The following is a 22460-nucleotide window of genomic DNA, read 5'->3' as shown; positions in this document are numbered from 1 at the left end:
ATTAAAACCCCCTGTTTTCTGAACGGTCGGTTGGCTCGCCCATATCGAACAACCTTTCACGAGACGCTTGATATTGAGCTTCGCGGTCAGCATCCGCCTGCATTCGAGTGCCAACGGCATTCTGCTGGGCAATCAATAGGCTTCGGATTTGCAGGAGCTGGTTGGCCTGGTTGCTAGCGAGCTGGTTAGCGTAGCCAATAGCCGCCAATTGGCCGTCCGCGCTCTGAGCACCAGATTGCAGGCGGTTAAGCTGACGGGCATCTGCTTCCAAGTTATCTTGCTGCTGCTCCAGACTCCTAAACAGTGCGTCGTTGGCCTTTTTCTGCGATTCAGACGCAAGGCGTCGGTTCTCGGTCATTGCGGCCCGTTCTGCATCACTGCACCCCGCTGCCGAGAAACAAGGCGAACTGCGGTAATAGGCCACGTCCTGGAACTTGCCTAGGTAAGCATCGAGGCTGCCAAGCTGGTTCTGGTAATAGGCGAGCGTGTTGGTCGCCTGGTTCAGATCGTTGATGGTGCGCTGCGCCTGGTCCCAAATATAAGAAGCTGGGGCCATCGAGTTTTGCAGCATATTTTCGTACTGCTGCAATTGGGTTTGATACTGCTGAATTTGTTTAGCAGTCTGTGTAACAGCTTCCATTGCCGACATGATGTTCTGAACTAGATTCGTACCATCAGCAACCGGAATCCCCGCATATACAGGATTAGAAAGGTTTAACGCCAAGGAGATGGCAAGCACGGGAATTTTAGCCGCTAAAATTTTTCGTTTTAGCATGGTTAATTACTCTTAGTAGTTATGACTAAAAGTTGCATTCACCAACCTGTAGAAACTTGATCTCTACTCCTGCCGTTACCAGCGGTGAATGTGGGCCTGTACAGAGCTAGCTCGCCACTTACTATCTCGGCGCCCGACCAGCGCGACACCGTTAAACGCGCGGTCAAATAGGGTTAAACATCGGTGTCATTACCAACCGAAGCGGTTAGGGCTTCCGTCGATTCTTTTGCCATCACATCAACGTGAGCGGCTCTTATGTTGTCGTTTAGCTTTTTTAGCTGCCTGCTCAGCTTGTAGCTTGGCTTTACGTTGCTCTAATGCTGGCATGACCACCGTTTTTTCAGTTACAGGGCCTGACTTAATAGCTAGAACCTCTAACTGAGATAGATTCTGCAGCCGGCCACGGCGTGAAGGTGGCACTTTGCCAATCGGTAACACGCCAGGCTTATCAGACCGCTTGGCCCTTTTATTCTGGGCTATTAATGCCTGACGGCGGCGTTCTAGTCCTTGATCGGCAAATTTGATAGACAGATTGCCATCTACTGCCGCCTTGATTACTCGCGCCTTGAACTCAGGCGAACCATTCACGGTAATACGATTACCATAACGCTCCATTGCTACCTTTAGCGCAGCTAAAACACTGCTTTGGTTGGAAGCCGTCGACACTTGTAGACGCTCACCATCATCACGCACGGCGCTGTTACCTGCTCGATAAATAATGGTGCCTTTTTTCGTAATCGTATCGACCATTGCTTTGGGCTCAGCCTGAACTGCATCCCCGTTTAGTGTGTTGCCTTTAAGCTTTTGTGCAGCCTCTCGGCTACGTAGCGCTTTGAGGGCTTCTCCATCTCCCTGTAATGCCTGGCTCTTTAACCAATCCGCCCAGGTTTGGCGTTTATTGCTTTGATATATCGTTTGCCGTTGCTCTTGGTAACGCTTGTGAATGCGCTCAAGCTCGCTTTTCAATGCATTGCTGGCCTGTTTGTACAAAAGCTTCTTAGTAAGCTGATTGCTACCGGTCAACTTAATCGCTGCGCGACGGCCACGCCCTTTCCTCTTGGCGTTATCAACCTGTCGATCTTTATCACGACGAGCCTGTTCAAGGGCTTGCGTTTTACTCTCTGCAGCATGTTTCTGCTCTGCTTGATAACGGGAATATAGCTCGGTGGTATTCACCTTTAAGCGAACAGGTCGGTGTGTATATTGGCGGCTCGGCTTAACAGAATCCGATGCAGTCGCTTCAAAGGGACCAATGCGTGCTTCGAGTTTGGGTTTAGAAAACTCACGTCCCAAGGTGCTCGCTTTGATGATCGCTTCACCATCGGCAACGATCACTAGACCATTTCCTCTGGTTCTTAACTGCAAACCATTGTCCTGCATGACCTGGTGCAACGCCTGCCAGCTACTGGCTAATTTAATCTCGTCCATGCATTCGCGCTTCACCCACCCCACTAAGCTTTCAATACCCGAATGCCGCTCCATATCCATCGCACGTAATTCGGCCCCGCGCTTGCGCGGTATGTGATTATCCGGCTGCAAACCAAAATCCTGCTCGATGGCCTCGCACATTTCCGCTAGCTTTTTATGCGGGTAGTACGGCTCATGGATTGTGTTGCGAGTAGGGTGAATCTTGTTAATTGCGATATGGATATGTTGGTTGTCCGTATCGTTGTGCACAGCACTGACACGCTGATGTTCTCCATAACCCAAGCCTTGGCAAATGCGCTCTTCTATCGCAGCCAAAGTATGCGCTTTTAACTGTTCACCATTAGGGAAGCTCACTATGAGGTGGTAGGTTTTATCACTTTTCGCTCGGGTGTTCGCGAATTGAGTCGCCAACACCTCACTGATCGCATCGCGCACGGTTTCTGCTTCACAGTTATTTAAACGAACGCTACCAAGTCGATGCTCTTTGCTCTGGTGATCGGTGATGTAATTCACCAAGCCCGCAAAGTCAGACTTACCTTGCGAACGCATCGGTACGTGCTTGACTATCATTGATCGGCCCTTGGCCGAAGAATGGATTCCATAAGCGAGCTCATTTGATCTTGCGTCGCTTCAATACGATTAAGCACCGCTAAGATTGTATTGACTCCCACATTCGCTACCTTGGCATCATTACTAAGCCATAACTTAAGCAAACCACCCAAACGCCCTAAGTCACCATTCACTCTTACCAGTTCGCGTACCTGTTCTACATCGGTAATACCTTGAATGCGATAACCTTGGCCGACTTCACGTAGATAAGTAGAAGTACTAAGACCTGCTTGCACAGACAGCGATTCGATCAACTCACGCTCCTCTGGCAGACAGTAAACCTTAATCGGTGGGCTATTCTTTCGAGTGATCTTGTTCGTGCTGTTCCCCATGCTTTGCCTCCTCTCTCTGGCCCCGCAGGGCAGGATTAACGTTGAGCTCCGAAGGTGCGAATAAGTCCAAAGTGAAGAGGCTTCGCCATGCTTGCATGGTGTGCCTACTTCACACATCCTGCCCGTATTTCAACTTTGGTTTTATCACGGAAAGTTATGCATGCCCGTGTGCATTTCTCTGCATTTAACTGTTTATTCCTGTGTAAACTATGTTTACTCGATAAGTCCGACACTTATAACGGTATGACAGCGCACTTATAGCGACTGAATAGCGCTAAAATAGCGGTCTTACAGCGATTTATGTGTGTTGGCTTTACTCAATATCACGACACCGAAAAACACAGCTTTCCTAACACTTTCCGCTCTAGGCTAAGTTCAGAGCGTTCGTATTTTACCGCCCCTCAAGTGTCAATAAATTTTTAAAAATCAAGATAACAAAAATAAAATTTACTTTATTTTCATATAGTTAAAAATACACCAACTTCAAAAAAATGATTTCATTGACAGTTTTGAGCAACTTATTTATCAAAGTTATCCACAATACTTGTTTATTCAACTACAGGTTTATTTTCTATATAGGTATACCTACAGGAAAGTACTATAGGGGGCTCTACAACTACCTGTTATTAAAAAACTTTTTGGCACTTCGCGGGACAGAACATGCGCACTCTGGGACAAAACATGCGTAAGCCGGGACAGAACATGCGCAAAATATCCCCTTTAAAGCGGGACATAACATGCGTGGATAACTTTCTAAATACCCAGGCTTATTAACGCCAAGAATGGTGAATACAATCTGTTTCATCACGCTACATAATCCCGCTCACTCTATCGTTTTGTCCGTCGAGGTACTTGTGGAGCACTTGGTTTCAAAAGTAGCCCTTTTTCAGTTGGAGTAGCATCTAGCTCTGGCCATGCCTGCAACACCTTTTCAAGTCCATCATTAAACCGTCGTCTAAAGCTTTTTACATTGGCGTAATTAGAGCCCAATTGTTCCATCAAACCTGACCACGGGATAATTGTTGCTCTCTTTAAGTAACTCACCCGATAAGTCGCCCAGCAATATATGTCTAAGGCCATCGGAGAACGCTTAATCAACCTCAACACTCTCATATCCAGAGGGACAGGTTTATCAGTAATCAGTTGAAAAAACTTAGGCGACAGTTCCACCCAAGATTCCCATAGTGAATCTTGATCAGGCTGCTTCGTACTCCACCAAATATGGGAAATATCAGCAACTCTGGCTCCAGTTTCATCTTCACAAATATATCCACTTTCATCGTTTAGCTCTGTAAAACTGACACTAATCGTCGTTTTAAATAACCGCCGCATCTGTTCTCGAAATGGGCCTATAGTCCCACTTTTTCCGCCAGTTGAACGCAGCCCTAACTCTTCCATAAAACGTCTTTGAGAGTGTCCCAGATCAAGCTTTCGCGCTTCCTGTTCAGTGATAAAACCATTGTCCAGTCTTGACTTATTTCTCACCGCTTGTGTACTTACCCAAACCAGAAGCAAACGTGCATAGCAACCGTAAGGCAAACCTACCGATGAGGGGGCCATCATGTGCATTGTGAAATTACCATTCTTCCGACTCCACTCATTCGATTCTGGCTTACTGTGCGGTATGGTTGCTTGAATCAGAAGCCGAGCAATAAAACCGAGTTCATTAGCCTCCTGAGCACTGCACTCCTGGATTGCTATGATGTTGTCTATATATTTCGTGCTTAGCTCTAGTTTACCGCTGGCACCCGAGGCACTTTTTTGCCGACTGGTTCCCCTAGCCTGAACATCCGTTACATCTTTAAGCGTCATGTGGACTCAGACTTACCAAATAAAACCGGGTCTTGCGGCTTTTAACGCAGACCTGCGCTTTTCTTCTATCCAGTTCTCCACTTCAGCCAGGTCCCAAGCAACACTTCGGCTGGTCAGAACAATACGACGAGGAAACTCACCACGCTGTTCCAAGTTATAGATGGTTCGATCAGACAAAGGGATCATGCTGAGTAAGGTCTTGCGATTTATCAGCGTTTTGTTTGTCATTGATGGATTCATAACCCTCTCCTTTTCAACATTCTTGGGTTGATAATGCCAGGAGCTGCCTGTAGATTAGACTAATCATTGGACAAAAAAGTTGGATATGAAAATATTTGAAACTGAGGTAGATGCGTCAGAACGACTAGGTCCGTTTTATATTCCTGTATGGGAGAACTCTGACAAGTCTGTGGCAAATGCCATTCGCATTTTTAGGGAGAAATGGCATTCATACTCGGAAGAGTCTAAAAGCCACAACATCATAAACTTGATTAAACAGGTGATTGATCCCGTGGTATCGGAATACTTGAGTAGCCTTCCAAACCAGTATTTGTCCTTTTGCCCTATCTCAAGAGAAAAGTGTAACTATAGTGACCTCATCAAGTTGAGAGGTTTTCGTTATACGGCCGACCAAATTCATTTTTATTTACGCGACTTTGTTGGCAAGAGTTCCCATACAGAGCAAGACATACTGTTCATATCGACTCAAGATATGCTCAAATCATTGTTTATGATTTGTGAAGGAAAGAAACCTAATAGATCAAAACTAGCGCCTGATATCAGTTTTAAGTCGGATAAAAAAACACGACTGTGTGCCTTGTGTGGAAACCCTACAGAGTTTTCACAGTTCATGCACACATGGACAAAACACGGATATATTGAGAGAGAAAACAATGAACGTGACAATGCTGAAGACAATGATGAAAAAGAAGGGAAAAAAAAGCGGCCGGATCTGAGTACGAATTACTGTCTACCCCATCGCCCCAAGCTTCATGATGGTTCTTGGAATTCTCTATATAAGCAAGCCAAACGCTCTTCAGAACAATTTGAGCAAGAAGTCTTGAGATTACGACGCCAGATCGCGCATCCAGACCGTCATAACGCTAAGTCCGGAGATAGATTAATTGATAAGTACTTTTACTACTACATGCTGAACTCTTCACTGGACCCGACGAATGTGTCCGAACTGCGCAACTTAGCACGAAAGATGGTAGATTCTCGGCTAACGGACAATAAAAAACGCATGTTGGTTCTTCGCAAACAGAACAAATCTAATAAAAATATTGGTATATTGCTGGGTGAAATCACAGGTAAGCCGTTGTCAAATCAAGCTGTTTCGAAAGCGATAAAGTCAATTCGTGAAGAGTTTCTATTATCTGGTTCGAAGATCTAAAAATTTTAGCGGCTAAAAGCACTAATTGACTACCAAAGATTCAATTAGGCTAAAGAAGTAACTAAAGAATACGTTAAACCTATTCCACCACTAAGGTTTAACGTACTACCTTATAACCTTAGAGCAAACCAGCCCTTTGACCATTTTCAGCATTATTACCGTAAAATGTATCTACACCAATACTATTTGTGAGCGAATCGGGTATATCTATATTTTCGACAATAATAAATTGCCCAATATTATTTTCGGTTAAATATTTTAAGAAATGATAACTAACCTTAGTATTTGCCAACTCTTTCTCATCATCATCTAAATCTCCATGTTTACTTTTAAATGGATCTCTATAAGTAACTAAAGGAGAATCGAGCACAATAATCCCTGGGTGGTAAAGGCTACTTTCCTTACAGTGTTTAAGGAGAGCAATTTTAAACACTGAATGTAATATTGCCCTAACTCCTTTACCATTTAAACTTCTAGGCTTGCCATCGATAACCACATCAAAAGTAGAAAAGTCGAAAGAAACCTCATTATTACCAGGAAAATTTATTTGATTTAAAATATCTTTATATATCCTACAAAAATTATCTACAGCTTCATTTTCAGGATAAAAATCATGGGATTTATATTTCTTCGGTGTAGAGGCGAATTCTGTTTCTTGGAGTCTTTTATAGAAAACATTTATACGTTCAAGCAATCGGATATCTGATAAAACAAGATTTCGCTCTTCCGTCAACTCTGATATTTTTTCATCAATAATCTTTATTTCTGGAGTTCTATTTTCAACTTCATCATCTATACACTTCAAGTCATAGCTTAAGCTTTGCGATCTTGAATAATAATTATCTAGCTGGGATTTTAATTTTAATCTTGTTTCATTTAACTCTAATAATTTATATTTTATTTTTTTAATTTCTATTTGAGATGATTTAGCTAATTTTTCAACATCCATCAAGTCTTCACATATTTTCTCTGGTGTCTTACCGCAATGTTCACATTGAGCATGATGTCCGACGCCTAATAGGAATGCAGCTTCCTCTTGAGAACTCAATCTTTCGATATCGCTAATATATATTTTCTCTAATATTTCAAAATTAGCTAGATTTGATTTAATATTATCATTTCTTTCATCAACACTAATTAATTCATTGGCAATATTTCTTTTATTCTTTACAACTTCTGATAGAGACTCTTTCATCAAACTCATACTATGATTCAACTTTTCTATCGTACTATCTAGCTTAACCTCTCTTTCTTTAAGATCTTCATAACTCTCATCTTTAAACATCAAATCAGATTGTAAAGTCTCTACAACATCTCTCAATACATCTAACTGCCCTTTCTTTTCGCTCTTAAATTCATTACCACGAACTACAGTTTTTACGTTAGAGTCATCATTTCCAGTAAGTAGAAACTTAAATATATTTTTATTTTTACTATCTTCGCTAGTATCTCCAACGACAATCGGAGAGTTAGAACTAATTATTTTCTCCTCACTAGAAAAGAAAACCCTTGATAATAATCGTATTGTAAGAGAACTTTTTTCACCATATAGATTAGATGATATTTCTACATCCCTTAAACCACTTAGATAAAAGTCACTAATATTTTTTACTGTTTTTTTTCTTTTCCTACTTTAAAATAGCTATAAAAATTTGCACCATCTTTTTCTTCAACGAAATCATGATATATTTCAAAAGAGTTCGAGGGCCATTTTCTAAAAACAGTATAAGGTATACTATTTAGATAAAGCTGCATTGCTACTTCTGAGTATTTTTCACTTTCTGGTTTAACCTCTTTAAGCTCCTCAGAACCAAACATATAATCTATAGCTTCAATTAATAGAGATTTCCCTGTATTCGAGGCACCATGCACAATATGAAGGTGATTGGAAAAATCAATTGATGCTTTATTATCATCACCAATAAATAGTATTTTATTTATAAAAAAACCAGAGTTCATTAAAACACCTTATTTTCCAGAGTTATGTTAAACTTTTCAAATCCATTTTTGTTTAATTCTTTTGCTAGCCATTCTGATATTGTAATTAATGATAACGAATAATTGGACTTCATTAGATCTAAGTAAGGACTAACATACTCTGATGCTTTATAAGCGACTCCATTATTTGTGTAATCAACTTCGACAAGCCCAAACTCTCTCATAAGATCAAGTCCTGATCTGACTTTCTCTCTACGGGAAAAGTATTCCCCTTTTCGATTAGGTGTTACTGGATGAAGACTTTCCGGGCCACCAAAGTCACTAGAATGAACAAGTATGAAATCAATTTTCATCAATCCATCAAAATCCATACTCTCTGGAAAGTATGAATCAAGAAAGCAGATAGTCCTAACACCGGCTTCTAACGAGCTATTGAAAACATGTGTATTGGACATTATTTTTTCCTCCAGTGTAACTTATCTTCATTAGCAAACTGATGACAATACCCTTGTTTGACGTCTATCTTTCCATGAATTGCTAATTTACCAGATGGCTGTAGTTTTCCAGCTTCAGACAAGACAGTACACATTCTTATAAATGAATTAGGATAATCTAACCTAAGAGTTGGTTTTACACCTTTAAGTATTTCTTTCTCAAAACAATCTAAAACACCATCTACTGTATTATCTCTATAAAATAAACGAAATGCTTCTGCACTATAAAAACGTTCTCTTTGCTCCACAAAGTCTTCTTCAAACTCATCATGGCCAACCACCTCTTCTGGCTTTGAGTATATTATTTGGTCATGATCACTATAAGCATCTAGAATTTTATTAACATAATTTAGTTCACTATCGTCGATATTTTTAGGAACCTCTACAGCTGGAGCACTAGGAAGCTCCCCACCATATAAATCGACTAAAATTGCTCTAAAATTCGAATCATCGACTATATCATCTATTCCAATAATACTTACAGAAGAGAAATCATAACTTAAAATAAATCGTTACAGCTCTGGTTCGAGAATTATTTTCTTACCATCAACAATAGTGTCTTCACAATATTTACCCCAGTTTTCTATTAAACCTTTCTTCAATTGTGAGGGGTTTAATATCCAAGTTCTAAGGTTTCTATTAATACCTTTTGGCGCTACAAAATAGTAATTTTTTGGTTTTGAGAACTCACCTAAGTAAGAATAATATAATATTTTTCCAAGCTCATGCATTCCTTTATCTGTTGGGACTGCTTTATTGTATTGTTTGCATTGATAGTTATCCCAATCTCCTTCAAATTTATTTGGAGTATAGAAACCTATTACGTCACAACCTCTATCACCGGCTCCCGCAGGCCGATGTACTGAGGCATACTTACTTGATTGGGCGCTTACCCACTTTCTAACCAATATCTCCAGTTCATCCGAACCCATTGATAGAATATAACGTGTGTAATCAAATATGTTCACATTCTCGTCCTAATGATTGATTAAGTGGACAAGCCTCTGCCTGCCGCCATCTCCCTACTTATCGTCATTACAGCGAACTACTCAAATAATTGAAGTTACTATATTATTGACTGGCATAGGTATTCTATCATTTGAAAACTCTAGAACTATTCAAACTAACACATATGACAAAAAAAATTTGCTCAAAAGTAAATTTTATTGATCTAGCTATTGCGATAACCCTGATTCGCTCATCTACATATCTAGACTGTCCACTCATCAATCATGTCAGCCCAATCCTGCAACATGGCCGCGCGCTGTTCTCGGTACTCGGCTTTGTTGTAAACTGCCCTCACCCCTTTCTGTTCGTGTGCCAGGCATTTTTCTATCCAATCCGTATTGTATCCAGCTTCATGCAGCAAAGTGCTCGCAGTTCGACGCAGGTCATGCGGCCCAAACTTATTTAGTGACTGACCTTCCTTTTGCGCGGCTTTGTATGTCAAATCCATGACTCGGTTCATCGTCGCACTACTCATTGGAGCATCAGAGTCATAACGGGAAGGAAGAATGTAATCAGACCCACCGGCAAATGTCTTTAAGGCGATGAGAATGTCCATCGCCTGGCGTGACAAAAATACCAGGTGCGGGTTACGTCGTTTCATTCTCTCCTTGGGGATCGTCCACAACGCTTCACTAAAGTTAATTTCACTCCAGGTTGCATTGGTTAACTCGCTTTTACGTACCATAGTCAACAACAGCAACTTTACCGCAGCACGAATCGAAGGGGTTGTACCTACCTTTTCCATGTAGCGGTACATCAAACCGATTTCAGCCGGTGTTAACGTTCGGTCTCTTGGCTCAAATCGAGCGATACTTGCGGGCCGAACCAGGTCTGCTGGGTTCTCAACTTTCTGTCCTCTCTCAATCGCCCACCGATACACCTGGAGTACAATATCACGCGTGTGTACAGCCGTTGCGGGCGCGCCACGCTCTACTATCTCGTCAGTCAGTGCTCGCAGATCTTCATGGGTGATTTCTGTGAGCTTCTGATTGCCAAATTTGCCCTCTAACTCTCGGGCATAGACTGAGCGACGCATATCCCGGGTAGAGTCAGCCATCTGATAGCCACGCAGCCATTTCTGAGCCCAGGCACCAAAGGTTTCAGCATCTTTGGTTCTCGCCTTCGCACGGGCTTTCTCTTTGGCCGGTGACTTTCCATCAGTAACCATTCTCTTCGCTTCATTGAGACGCTCACGCGCTTCTGCTAACGTTATGCCACCTACTCCGTAGCGGCCAAAGGTAATAGTTTCTTGTCTGCCATTGATCGAGTAGTTGTAGCGAAAAGAGATAGAGCCCGCTGTAGTGACGGCAACATAGAGGCCATCACGATCATTGACTTTATAAAGTTTATCTTTGGGTTTGAGATTGCGTAGCTTGGTATCAGTCAGCATGTTTCGACCTTTTATTCTTGTTTGATACCATGCTGAAACACCTCTAAAAAACTAGAGATTAATCTTTATAAAACAGATAGATATGAAAATTTAATACCATGCCCCATCAAAAACACTCAGCATGGTATCGGGCGTAATCCATGGCATTACCGATGAATCATACCCATCAAAATACCACGGTCAAACCGTGCTTGGCGTTGCCAGACATTGCCAAAAATGACTAAGCCAAAAACAAAAAAAGTCCGCAATTACGCGGACTTAGGTATGGTTTAGTGCCTGTTAATGCCAGACCTTTCTTAAAGGAGGATTATTCCCACTCAATCGTCGCAGGCGGTTTGCCGGAGACGTCGTAAACGACGCGGGAGATGCCGTCGACTTCGTTGATAATGCGGTTCGACACTTTACCCAGGAAATCGTATGGCAGGTGTGCCCAGTGTGCGGTCATAAAGTCGATGGTTTCGACGGCACGTAGGGCAATGATCCAATCATATTTACGGCCATCGCCCATCACGCCTACCGAGCGAACAGGCAGGAACACCGCGAAGGCTTGCGAGACTTTCTCGTAGAGGTCAGCATTGCGCAGCTCTTCGATAAAGATAGCGTCCGCGCGACGAAGCAAGTCACAATATTCTTTTTGAATTTCGCCCAGCACACGTACCCCTAAGCCTGGCCCAGGGAAGGGGTGGCGGAACAGCATGTGATATGGCAAGCCAAGTTCAAGGCCGATTTTACGCACTTCGTCTTTGAACAGCTCTTTGAGTGGCTCAACCAGACCCATTTCCATCTCTTCCGGTAAGCCACCGACGTTGTGGTGTGATTTAATCACATGGGCTTTACCAGTTTTCGAAGCCGCCGATTCAATCACGTCTGGGTAGATAGTCCCTTGTGCGAGCCATTTGGCGTTGTCCATTTTACTCGCTTGCTCGTCGAAGACCTCAACGAATACACGGCCAATGATTTTACGTTTCGCTTCTGGATCCGCTTCGCCTTCCAGCGCGGTCAGGAAACGGTCTTCGGCGTTGACGTGAATAATGTTCAACCCAAAGTGGTCACCGAACATTTCTAGCACTTGCTCGCCTTCATTGAGGCGCAACAGGCCGTTATCGACGAACACACAAGTCAGTTTATCGCCAATGGCTCGGTGAACCAGCATGGCCACCACGGAGGAATCGACCCCACCTGATAAACCGAGAATGACCTCGTCATCTCCCACTTGTTCACGGATCCGCTCAATCGCATCGTCAATGATGGTAGCCGGCGTCCATAAACGCTCACAGCCACAAATTTGCATCACAAACTGCTCAAGCATGCGTTTGCCTTGGCGCGTGTGCGTCACTTCTGGGTGGAATTGCACGCCATAAAAACGCTTGTCTTCGTTGGCCATTGCCGCAAACGGACAGGTATCGGTTTCGGCGATTTTGACGAAATCTTCTGGAATCGCGACCACTTTATCGCCGTGGCTCATCCACACGTCTAAAAGCGGGTGGCCATCATCGGCAATGGCATCTTCAATGCCATCAAACAGTGCGCTTTGTCCGATGCGCTTCACTTGCGCGTAGCCAAACTCGCGATGCTCAGAGCCTGCTACCTTGCCGCCAAGTTGCTCGGCCATGGTTTGCATGCCGTAGCATACGCCCAACACAGGCACACCTGCGTTAAAGACATATTGCGGAGCACGCGGCGAGTTGGCTTCTGCCACGCTCTCAGGGCCACCGGATAGGATGATGCCATTAGGTGCAAAGTCACGGATGTCTTGCTCATCCACATCCCAGCTCCAAAGCTCACAATACACACCGATTTCACGTACACGACGCGCAATCAGTTGGGTGTACTGGGAGCCAAAATCAAGGATCAAAATACGTTGAGCATGAATGTTCTGGGTCATTATCTGGCTTTCTCAATTAAGTGGAACAAAGGGGAGCCATGCTCCCCTCTCAAATGCATCGCAGTGGTGATGTCTTTAGCCGAGGCGGTAGTTCGGGGCCTCTTTAGTAATGGTGACATCATGCGCGTGTGACTCTTTCATGCCCGCGCCAGTAACGCGAACAAATTGCGCGTTGGTGCGCATCTCTTCAATGGTGGCAGAGCCGGTGAGGCCCATGCTGGAGCGCAAGCCGCCCATTTGCTGATGAATGATCTCTTTCATCATGCCTTTGTAATCAACACGCCCTTCGATGCCTTCAGGTACCAGCTTATCTGCGGCGTTATCGCTTTGGAAGTAACGATCTGACGAGCCTTTTGACATGGCGCCCACTGAGCCCATGCCGCGATAAGATTTGTACGCGCGGCCTTGGTAAAGCTCCACTTCACCCGGTGATTCTTCGGTGCCGGCGAGCATCGATCCCACCATCACACAGGATGCACCCGCGGCAATGGCTTTACACAAGTCACCCGAGAAGCGGATACCACCATCGGCAATCACGGGAATACCGTACTCTTGAGCGACGGCAGCCGCATCACTGATCGCGGTAATTTGCGGCACACCCACGCCAGTGACAATACGCGTAGTACAAATAGATCCTGGGCCTATCCCCACTTTCACGGCATCCACACCCGCATCAATCAATGCGCGAGCGCCCTCAGCAGTGGCGACGTTACCACCCACGATCTGTAGATTTGGATACGCAGCACGGGCATCACGGATACGTTGTAGGACGCCCTCAGAGTGGCCGTGTGATGAGTCTATTAGCAGCACGTCGATTCCCGCTTCCACTAAGGCTGCAATGCGTTCTTCATTGCCTGCCCCCGCGCCGACGGCACCACCGACACGCAAGCGACCTTGATCGTCTTTACAGGCGTTAGGCTTACTTTCCGCTTTTTGGAAGTCTTTGGCGGTGATCATACCGCTGAGGTGATGGTCTTGGTTCACAACGAGGATTTTTTCAACGCGATGCTGCTGCATCAATTGTTGAACTTGTTCACGCTCAGCCCCTTCGCGCACGGTGGCAAGGCGAGACTTCGGCGTCATCACATCTTCAACTCGTTTGCTCAAGTCTGAGACAAAACGCACGTCACGGCCAGTGATAATGCCGACCAGTTCTTTCTGAGAGTTCACCACTGGGTAACCGGCAAAGCCATTACGTTCGGTCAGGGCTTTAACATCCGCAATGGTCATACCTGGCGTAACAGTTACCGGATTAGACACCATGCCCGCTTCATAGATTTTGACCAAGCGGACTTGCTCAGCTTGCTGCTCGATGGTCATATTCTTATGGATAAAGCCGAGGCCACCTTCTTGCGCCAGTGCAATGGCCAAACGGGCTTCGGTGACCGTATCCATCGCTGCAGACAACACAGGGATGTTTAAGCTAATTGAACGCGTCAATTGGGTCCGTAGATCCGCATGGTTAGGGAGTACATTTGAGTGGGCAGGGACGAGGAGTACATCGTCAAAGGTTAACGCTTCTTTCGCGATTCTCAGCATTGCAATATCTCACACTAAAAGTTGTGAAGGGGAACAAAATATTGCCGCAGCATTATACGGGTAGCGCAAACGTTTGGCTATCGATTTTTATTAAGAATGAGCATTTGCTGGATGACAGATATTTAGTCGGTTGATTTATCAACGGATATCATTTTCACGCTTTCGCAACCGATTGCTTTTAATCCCCTGAGGGATCAGTGAATGCCAATTTGGCATCCCTGTATGCGGCAGGTACTATGCGGTCAGGTTTATTAAAAGGATCGGCGCTCGTGACCGCTAGCAATCGAAATATCTTGTCCGTTTCTCGCCTTAATGCTGAGGTGCGTCTGTGTTTGGAGAAAAACATCGGTATCGTATGGTTAACCGGTGAAATCTCCAATTTTACGGCTGCCACCTCCGGCCATTGGTATTTATCCCTCAAGGATAACCAAAGCCAGGTGAAATGTGCGATGTTTCGCGGCAATAACCATCGTGTCACTTTCAAGCCGAAGAATGGCGATCAGGTTCTAGTGCGCGCACGAGTCTCTCTGTACGAGCCCAGAGGCGACTATCAACTGATCCTGGAAAGTATGCAGCCTGAAGGAGACGGACGCTTACAACAAGCGTTTGAGCAGCGTAAACAAGCCTTAGCCGCAGAAGGTTTATTTGCACAAAATGTCAAACAACCTTTACCGACTCAGCCCCGTCGTATTGGAATAATCACCTCCAAAACGGGCGCAGCCTTACATGATATTCTAAATGTACTGAAACGTCGGGATCCAAGTCTGCCGGTCGTGATCTACCCCACCTTGGTTCAGGGGCAAGAGGCGGCGGTGGCTATCGCGCAAGCGATTGGACGCGCGAATACCCGCAACGAGTGTGATGTGCTGATTGTTGGCCGTGGCGGTGGCTCACTCGAAGATTTATGGTGCTTTAACGAAGAAATCGTCGCCCGTACCATCGCCGCCAGTCAGATCCCCATTGTCAGTGCCGTCGGCCATGAAGTGGATGTCACCATTGCCGACTTTGTTGCCGACGTGCGAGCACCAACGCCATCGGCCGCCGCGGAATTAGTGAGCCGTGACCTCAGTTATCGCTTGCAGCAATATCAGCAGCGCGAGCAAGCGCTCAAAAATGCGATTGGCACCCTCTTGTATCGCCAGCAACGGGCACTGACGCAGCACGAACACCGTTTGTCTCATCAGCACCCTCGCCGTCGCTTGCAACAGCAAAGTCAGCATATTGATGAGCTGCATAGGCGCATCCATCAGGGACTGACGAACCAGCTTTCACGATATAACCACCAACTTAATGCCCTGGATAGCCGGTTACTGCGCGTGACGCCTGAGCATCGTATTCATCAACATCAGGCACAAGTGGCGCAATACCACCAACGCCTCACTCATGCGATGGACTCACAGCTGTCATACGCCCAGCAACGCCTCAGTACGCTCGTCGCCACCTTGGATGCCGTCAGTCCACTTGCTACGCTCTCCCGTGGGTATTCCATTAGTCGCAACAGTGAAGGGAAAATTGTTAATGATATCCGCCAACTCAAAGAAGGCGATACCTTGCATACCCAGCTGCGTAACGGTGATATCACCAGTGTCGTGCAACAACGCCATCCTAGTCACTCATCTGATTGAACTCTGTACAACACACCTCTGACCGATCAATGAGCGATCTACCGATCTTGGGGTTTATTCCCCTTGATCAGCTTCCTACCCTGAAAAGAATATTTATCAATACACTTCCCGAAAGCATAAGTTACATGTTCTGCATTTGGATTTTTAGCGATATAAAAAACTATTAATATGGTAAATAATCCATTGATCCAGAATAAATGAAATGGCGATCTGTTGAGGGGGTGTTGAATTTGTCGCCGCTCAACATCTAGGCGGAGGGAGAATATGCAGGGATCCAGGGCATCACACATTAAGTGCCATTAATGTGATTTAGATCACTTTAATAAAAAGAGTGATCCGTATCAGGATCACATTGGTAGTGCCGATCAAAAAAAGCCCAGCATCTCTGCTGGGCGCTTTGTTACTTCTTATTTCGATTTTTGACCATGTCCATCAACCGTTTACGTTGACGTGACTGGGATAAGGTCAGTTTTTCTTTTTTACCCTCGTAAGGGTTCTCACTATTTTGGAACTGGATCTTGATCGGTGTACCCATAATATCCAAAGTACGTCGATAATAGTTCATGAGATAACGCTTGTAAGAGTCTGGTAATTCATTAACCAAGTTACCGTGGACCACCACGATAGGTGGATTATAGCCCCCGGCGTGCGCATATTTCAGCTTCACTCGGCGACCGCGGATCATCGGTGGCTGATGGTCATCTTGTGCCATTTTCAAAACGCGGGTCAACATCGCAGTTCCCACGCGCTTCGTCGCCGATTGATACGCTTCTTGAATCGATTCAAATAGGTGGCCCACCCCTGTGCCATGCAGCGCAGAGATAAAGTGAACACGTGCGAAGTCGACAAAACCAAGGCGGCGATCAAGCTCTGACTTAACGCGCTCTTTGATTTCACTATCCAAGCCATCCCATTTGTTGACCGCCAGCACAATCGAACGGCCGGCATTCAACGCAAAGCCTAACAAGCTCAAATCTTGATCAGAGATGTTTTCTCGGGCATCAATCACCAAAAGCACGACATTGGCGTCTTCAATGGCTTTCAGCGTTTGGATCACTGAAAACTTTTCAACTTTATCCGTGACATGTTTACGGCGACGCACACCTGCCGTGTCAATCATGACATACTCACGGCCATCGCGTTCCATCGGTATATAAATGGAGTCTCGGGTGGTGCCAGGCATATCATACACCACCACTCTCTCTTCACCGAGCATGCGGTTTGTCAGGGTTGATTTTCCCACATTAGGACGACCGATAATGCCAATTTTGATCGGTAGCGACTGCAGGTATTCGTACTCACTTTCAGCCTGCTCTTCGGTGTTAGCGGTTTGGTTTTCTTCTCCATCAAACGCATCTTGCTCGTCAGTCAAGTCAACGAAACCAGCGTCGTCATTTGCTTGTTGTAAGGCTTGCTCTGCCAATGGTGTTAGAGCACGGTTGATCAGTGCGCTGACCCCACGACCGTGTGCGGCGGCAATTTGATACATGTTATCCATGCCTAACTGCCAAAAGTCAGCCGCGGCGGTGTCTGGATCGATACCATCCACTTTGTTAACAACCAAAAAGCTGGTTTTTTCACGCGTACGAATATGCTGAGCAATGTCCCGATCTGCCGGCGTTAATCCCGCTCGGCCATCGACCATAAATAACACGACATCTGCTTCTTCAATCGCCGACAGCGATTGCTCAGCCATTTTGGTTTCTACACCTTCTTCAGTGCCGTCAATTCCGCCGGTGTCGATCACTATAAACTCGTGATTATCCAGCAATGCCTTGCCGTATTTTCGATCCCTGGTCAGTCCCGGAAAATCCGCTACTAATGCATCGCGCGTGCGGGTAAGACGGTTAAAGAGCGTCGATTTCCCCACATTCGGGCGCCCTACTAGGGCTATAACAGGAATCATGTAGACCTCTTCTTTTCATTCGCTTATCAATAAACAAGGCTCCCGACTGTCGTGCAGCCAGGAGCCTAAATATAATACTGGGTGGCTGATACTACTCGATAGCCAGCTTTCTCAGTTGGCCATCACGTGTTATCACAATATAGCCGTTGTCTGTTTGCACTGGCGCAACTGCAATACCGTTACCTTCTAATGATTGCTGAGCAACAAAGTCACCCGTTTGTGGGTCTAGCCAATGCAAATAGCCTTGGCTATCTCCCACCACTAAGTAGCCGGCACTGGCTGCAGGAGCAGTCAAAATACGGTACTGTAAGTGGGTGTTACGCCACTTTTCTAGCCCATTTCGCGCATCTAATGCGATAATATTATCTTTATCATCAATTAAATAAAGACTATTTCCCGTCACCAGAAAATCCGTGGCTGACGAAAAGTCGCGCTTCCAAGCTGCTTTTCCAGAACGTAAATCAATGGAAACCAGTTGTCCATTATAGCCCACCGCATACAAACGGTCGCCATCAATCACAGGTGTTGCATCCACATCCACAAGGCGATCTATTTCAGTGGCGCCTTTGGGGGTAGAAATAGGAATTTGCCAAATGGAACGGCCTGTTTCGATCATCGCCGCGCCAAGACGCCCATTCGCCATGCCCCAGAATACCCCGCCTGATATGGTCACTGGCGCACTCTCGCCACGCAGGCTTAAGTTAGGGACATCATTGGTATTGTTCCACTGTCGTTCACCTGATTCGGCATCAAGCGCAACCAATTCACCCCGGCTAGTGTTAACGATAACAAGCCCAGCATCGACCAAAGGCTTTGCGAGAATTTCACCGTTAACATTTTGCTGCCATACCCGTTCTCCCGTTTCAGCATCCAGTGCATATAAATCGCCGGTCTCGCCACCAACATACACTTTTCCGTATGAAGCACTGAGGCCGCCAGATAAAAGCGCAGGCGTATCCGCTTGCAATGACTGCTGCCAGATGCTGTCGCCGCTCTCTAAATCAAACGCTGCAACCATTCCTTGACGATCCGCGGCAAATACTTTGTCGTAGGCGACAGTTGGTTGAAGAGCAGAGTAATATTGCCCAACCCCATCACCCACTTGGGCCTGCCAACGCTGTGATGACGAGATTTTATCTGTCACTGTCGGTAGAGGTGCCATTTGCACCACATCCTCTTCACCTGCACAACCCGCCAGTATCGCCATGGTCGTGGCAACAGCAGCGATGCGCCATAATCCTTTTCTCATACCACGACCTTATAGACTGAGGTTATCAAGCTTCATATTGACGGTTGGGCTATCGGCAGCGGCTAACGAGGCAGCATAGGCATCACGAGCCGCATCACTATCACCTTGACGAAGCAAAATATCACCTCGAATTTCTTGTACTTTTGCCGTCCAGCTGGATGCGGTGATGTTATCAAGCTCATTCAATGCGGCTTCATAATCCCCTAATTCTGCTTCAACGCGCGCCAAGCGTGTGACGACCAGACCATAAAGCGCCTCATCTTTCACAGACTGCTTAGCGATTTGAAGCTGCTCGCGCGCACTTTCGAGCTCACCCTGCTCAACCTGTTTTTGCGCTAATTGCAGCGCGGCAAGGGCACGGTAACCATCATGATCTTCCAGCTGGCTCAATGCCACGGTGTCGCCACGTTCAATGGTGCTTAGCGCTTGCTCGTATTGCTGTGACGCTTGCTCCTTATTTTCCAGCTGTTGAGACTGGAAGTAACGCCAGCCATACAATGCTCCTAAACCAACGACGGCGCCAATGACAACGGCTTTTCCATTGTCTCGCCACCACTTTTTAATGGCTTCGACTTGCTGCTCTTCTGTGGTGTAGACGTCCACGCTCTGTCCTCTCTAAATCAATGCTTTTAATGTCGCGGCAAGCGCATTTTGTGTCAGCGTTTGTTGCTCGCCGCCTTTCAAATCTTTTAGTGCCACAGTCCCGTTAGCGACTTCGTCTTCACCCAGCACGATCGCCACAGCCGCACCAACTTTATCCGCACGCTTAAACTGTTTCTTAAAATTACCACCGCCAAAATGCGACATAACCCGTAATCCAGGGACTTGTTCACGCAAGTTTTCCGCTAGCTTCATACCCGCCACCATGGCCCCTTCGCCTGCGGTGACCATATAAACATCCACGGCGGGTCGCACAGCATCTTGGCTCAGATGCTCTAACATCAGTACTAGTCGCTCTAGGCCCATCGCAAAACCAACAGCAGGTGTTGCCTTCCCACCCAGTTGTTCAACCAATCCATCATAACGACCGCCACCACATACTGTCCCTTGAGCGCCTAAGCTGTCAGTAATCCACTCAAAAACAGTACGGTTGTAATAGTCGAGACCACGCACCAAACGGTGATTCACTTGGTATTCGATACCTGCGGCATCCAAGAGTTCACATAAGCCGGCAAAATGCTGTTTTGATTCGTCATCCAGGTAGTCACCCAACTGAGGGGCATCCACTAAAACGGCTTGGATATCAGCGTTCTTGGTATCGAGCACACGTAGAGGATTGGTCTGCATACGGCGCTTGCTGTCCTCATCCAGCACGGACTCGTGCTGCATCAAAAAGTCCACCAGCGCTTGGCGATAGTTGGCCCGTGCTTGGGGGGAGCCAATCGAGTTCAGCTCAAGGCGCACATGCTCAGCAATACCCAGCTCACGCCAAAGGCGTGCTGTCATCATGATCAGCTCGGCATCAACGTCAGGGCCGTTTAGGCCAAACACTTCGACACCAAACTGATGGAATTGGCGATAACGGCCTTTTTGTGGGCGTTCGTGACGAAACATGGGTCCGGTATACCAAAGACGATGCTCTTGGTTATATAGCAACCCATTTTCGATCCCCGCACGTACGCAGCCAGCGGTGCCTTCTGGACGCAACGTCAGGCTGTCCCCATTGCGGTCCTCGAAGGTATACATTTCTTTTTCGACAACGTCTGTCACTTCCCCAATCGCACGGCTAAACAGGTGAGTCGCTTCCACGATTGGCATGCGTACTTCGCTATAGCCATAAGCACTCACGACCTTTTTGATGGTGTTTTCGAGCTTTTGCCATAAGGGAGATTGAGACGGGAGACAATCATTCATGCCTCGGATTGCTTGAATTGTTTTAGCCACGTTAACGTCCGTTACCGAAATAATATAAAAAAGGGGAGAAGGCCGCCTGGCGGCTTAGCCTTCTTGATCGACTTGAGATACTTTGATGCGGTTTCGCTCATCCATCATTGCCGCTTTGGCTCGGATTTTTGCTTCTAATTCATCCACCAAGTTATCGTTATTAAAGCGTTCTTTTTGACGTTTTCCATCCAGATAATAAGCACTACGCTTGCTGCCTCCCGCAAGACCAAGATGAGACGCTTCCGCTTCGCCTGGGCCATTCACCACGCAACCAATGACTGACACATCCATAGGCGTAATAATGTCTTCCACCCGCTGCTCAAGGGCATTGATAGTACCTATCACGTCAAACTCTTGACGCGAGCAGCTTGGACACGCGATAAAATTCACGCCTCGCGAGCGTATACGGAGGGATTTGAGAATATCAAACCCGACTTTGATTTCTTCTACCGGATCGGCCGCCAACGATACACGTAAGGTGTCACCAATGCCTTCAGCCAGCAACATGCCTAAGCCAACCGAAGATTTAACCGCACCAGCACGTGCGCCACCGGCCTCGGTAATACCAAGGTGAAGTGGCTGCTCAATTTGTTGTGCCAGTTTGCGGTACGACTCTACTGCTAAGAAAACATCAGAGGCTTTAACACTGACTTTGAATTGGTCGAAATTGAGCCGGTCGAGGATATCGACATGACGCATGGCCGATTCTACCAACGCATCCGCGGTAGGCTCACCGTATTTTTCTTGTAGGTCACGTTCTAGCGAACCGCCATTAACACCAATACGGATAGGAATGTTTTTATCACGGGCTGCGTCCACGACCGCACGGATTCGCTCTTCTTTACCGATATTACCTGGGTTGATACGTAAACAATCGACGCCATATTCGGCGACTTTTAGTGCAATACGATAATCAAAGTGAATATCCGCAACCAGCGGGATCGACGTCTGCGCTTTAATCAATTTAAACGCTTCTGCCGCATCCATCGTGGGTACTGACACGCGAACAATGTCTGCGCCAACATTTTCTAACGCTTTGATTTGGGCGACGGTCGCGTCCACGTCAGTGGTACGGGTATTGGTCATAGACTGCACCGCAATAGGTGCACCATCACCAATCGGTACATTACCTACATTGATACGTTTGGACGGACGACGTTTAATGGGGTTTTCGTTGTGCATATCGACGTTCT

20 protein-coding genes are annotated in these 22460 nt (G+C 46.1%); 2 read left to right on the top strand and 18 right to left on the bottom strand.

The features are described from left to right. Position 1: 1 nt before the first annotated feature. The 5 genes from trbJ to BUQ98_RS00880 all read right to left on the bottom strand — a co-directional run bounded on the left by trbJ (position 2) and on the right by BUQ98_RS00880 (position 5196). Positions 2 to 775, bottom strand: a complete 774-nt coding sequence (trbJ, locus tag BUQ98_RS00900; protein ID WP_065770638.1) for a P-type conjugative transfer protein TrbJ — start codon at positions 773 to 775, stop codon at positions 2 to 4. A 237-nt stretch (positions 776 to 1012) separates the two neighbouring features. Beyond that, positions 1013 to 2773 carry a TraI/MobA(P) family conjugative relaxase gene (gene traI / locus BUQ98_RS00895; protein ID WP_074212072.1) on the bottom strand — a complete coding sequence of 587 codons (1761 nt, stop codon included), beginning with the start codon at positions 2771 to 2773 and terminating at the stop codon, positions 1013 to 1015. Further along, positions 2770 to 3144, bottom strand: coding sequence for a conjugal transfer transcriptional regulator TraJ (gene traJ / locus BUQ98_RS00890; RefSeq protein ID WP_074212071.1), 375 nt, complete (start codon positions 3142 to 3144; stop codon positions 2770 to 2772). The genes traI and traJ overlap by 4 nt, the downstream gene beginning before the upstream one ends. 828 nt (positions 3145 to 3972) lie before the next feature. Further along, on the bottom strand, positions 3973 to 4956 hold the full coding sequence (locus tag BUQ98_RS00885) for a replication protein RepA (RefSeq protein ID WP_074212070.1): 984 nt from the start codon (positions 4954 to 4956) through the stop codon (positions 3973 to 3975). 12 nt (positions 4957 to 4968) lie between these two features. Beyond that, positions 4969 to 5196, bottom strand: a complete 228-nt coding sequence (locus BUQ98_RS00880) for a helix-turn-helix transcriptional regulator (RefSeq protein ID WP_001069954.1) — start codon at positions 5194 to 5196, stop codon at positions 4969 to 4971. Positions 5197 to 5281: 85 nt separating this feature from the next. Between BUQ98_RS00880 and BUQ98_RS00875 the strand changes: the two genes are divergently transcribed. Beyond that, a complete protein-coding gene (locus BUQ98_RS00875) occupies positions 5282 to 6349 on the top strand; it encodes a transcriptional regulator (RefSeq protein WP_074212069.1) in 1068 nt (355 codons plus the stop codon). Positions 6350 to 6467: 118 nt separating this feature from the next. On the opposite strand, the gene BUQ98_RS00870 is transcribed toward BUQ98_RS00875, so the two are convergent. The 8 genes from BUQ98_RS00870 to guaB form a co-directional block, all read right to left on the bottom strand. Continuing rightward, positions 6468 to 7634 carry a hypothetical protein gene (locus BUQ98_RS00870; RefSeq protein ID WP_074212068.1) on the bottom strand — a complete coding sequence of 389 codons (1167 nt, stop codon included), beginning with the start codon at positions 7632 to 7634 and terminating at the stop codon, positions 6468 to 6470. A gap of 323 nt (positions 7635 to 7957) precedes the next feature. Further along, on the bottom strand, positions 7958 to 8308 hold the full coding sequence (locus BUQ98_RS00865) for a hypothetical protein (protein WP_074212067.1): 351 nt from the start codon (positions 8306 to 8308) through the stop codon (positions 7958 to 7960). After that, entirely contained in the window at positions 8308 to 8742 is a 435-nt protein-coding gene (locus BUQ98_RS00860; RefSeq protein WP_074212066.1) for an ABC-three component system middle component 2, read from the bottom strand. The genes BUQ98_RS00865 and BUQ98_RS00860 overlap by 1 nt, the downstream gene beginning before the upstream one ends. After that, the gene (locus BUQ98_RS00855; protein ID WP_371515108.1) at positions 8742 to 9149 is read right to left on the bottom strand and encodes an ABC-three component system protein; all 408 of its coding nucleotides are present in this window, start codon (positions 9147 to 9149) and stop codon (positions 8742 to 8744) included. The genes BUQ98_RS00860 and BUQ98_RS00855 overlap by 1 nt, the downstream gene beginning before the upstream one ends. A 144-nt stretch (positions 9150 to 9293) precedes the next feature. Beyond that, entirely contained in the window at positions 9294 to 9749 is a 456-nt protein-coding gene (locus tag BUQ98_RS00850; RefSeq protein ID WP_139294606.1) for a hypothetical protein, read from the bottom strand. 242 nt (positions 9750 to 9991) lie between these two features. Then, on the bottom strand, positions 9992 to 11179 hold the full coding sequence (locus tag BUQ98_RS00845) for a tyrosine-type recombinase/integrase (RefSeq protein WP_074212063.1): 1188 nt from the start codon (positions 11177 to 11179) through the stop codon (positions 9992 to 9994). A gap of 307 nt (positions 11180 to 11486) precedes the next feature. Continuing rightward, entirely contained in the window at positions 11487 to 13064 is a 1578-nt protein-coding gene (gene guaA, locus BUQ98_RS00840) for a glutamine-hydrolyzing GMP synthase (RefSeq protein WP_074212062.1), read from the bottom strand. A 75-nt stretch (positions 13065 to 13139) separates the two neighbouring features. Next, a complete protein-coding gene (gene guaB / locus BUQ98_RS00835) occupies positions 13140 to 14603 on the bottom strand; it encodes an IMP dehydrogenase (RefSeq protein ID WP_074212061.1) in 1464 nt (487 codons plus the stop codon). Between the two features lie 269 nt (positions 14604 to 14872). Here guaB and xseA point away from each other — a divergent pair, with 269 nt between their 5' ends. Continuing rightward, positions 14873 to 16228, top strand: a complete 1356-nt coding sequence (xseA, locus tag BUQ98_RS00830) for an exodeoxyribonuclease VII large subunit (RefSeq protein ID WP_074212060.1) — start codon at positions 14873 to 14875, stop codon at positions 16226 to 16228. 400 nt (positions 16229 to 16628) lie between these two features. Here xseA and der read toward each other — a convergent pair whose 3' ends face one another. The 5 genes from der to ispG all read right to left on the bottom strand — a co-directional run bounded on the left by der (position 16629) and on the right by ispG (position 22449). Further along, the gene (gene der, locus BUQ98_RS00825) at positions 16629 to 18134 is read right to left on the bottom strand and encodes a ribosome biogenesis GTPase Der (protein ID WP_074212059.1); all 1506 of its coding nucleotides are present in this window, start codon (positions 18132 to 18134) and stop codon (positions 16629 to 16631) included. A gap of 91 nt (positions 18135 to 18225) precedes the next feature. Then, positions 18226 to 19383: an outer membrane protein assembly factor BamB gene (gene bamB, locus BUQ98_RS00820; protein ID WP_074212058.1), complete on the bottom strand. Its 1158-nt coding sequence runs from the start codon at positions 19381 to 19383 to the stop codon at positions 18226 to 18228. Positions 19384 to 19392: 9 nt separating this feature from the next. After that, the gene (locus BUQ98_RS00815; protein WP_074212057.1) at positions 19393 to 19986 is read right to left on the bottom strand and encodes a YfgM family protein; all 594 of its coding nucleotides are present in this window, start codon (positions 19984 to 19986) and stop codon (positions 19393 to 19395) included. Between the two features lie 12 nt (positions 19987 to 19998). Further along, the gene (hisS, locus tag BUQ98_RS00810; RefSeq protein ID WP_074212056.1) at positions 19999 to 21267 is read right to left on the bottom strand and encodes a histidine--tRNA ligase; all 1269 of its coding nucleotides are present in this window, start codon (positions 21265 to 21267) and stop codon (positions 19999 to 20001) included. A gap of 54 nt (positions 21268 to 21321) precedes the next feature. Next, the gene (gene ispG / locus BUQ98_RS00805; RefSeq protein WP_074212055.1) at positions 21322 to 22449 is read right to left on the bottom strand and encodes a flavodoxin-dependent (E)-4-hydroxy-3-methylbut-2-enyl-diphosphate synthase; all 1128 of its coding nucleotides are present in this window, start codon (positions 22447 to 22449) and stop codon (positions 21322 to 21324) included. Positions 22450 to 22460 lie beyond the last annotated feature (11 nt).

Source organism: Salinivibrio sp. ES.052 (assembly GCF_900141775.1).
Taxonomy (GTDB): Bacteria; Pseudomonadota; Gammaproteobacteria; order Enterobacterales; family Vibrionaceae; genus Salinivibrio.
Note: the sequence above shows the minus strand (reverse complement) of the source record. Positions and strands in the feature narration are given on the sequence as shown.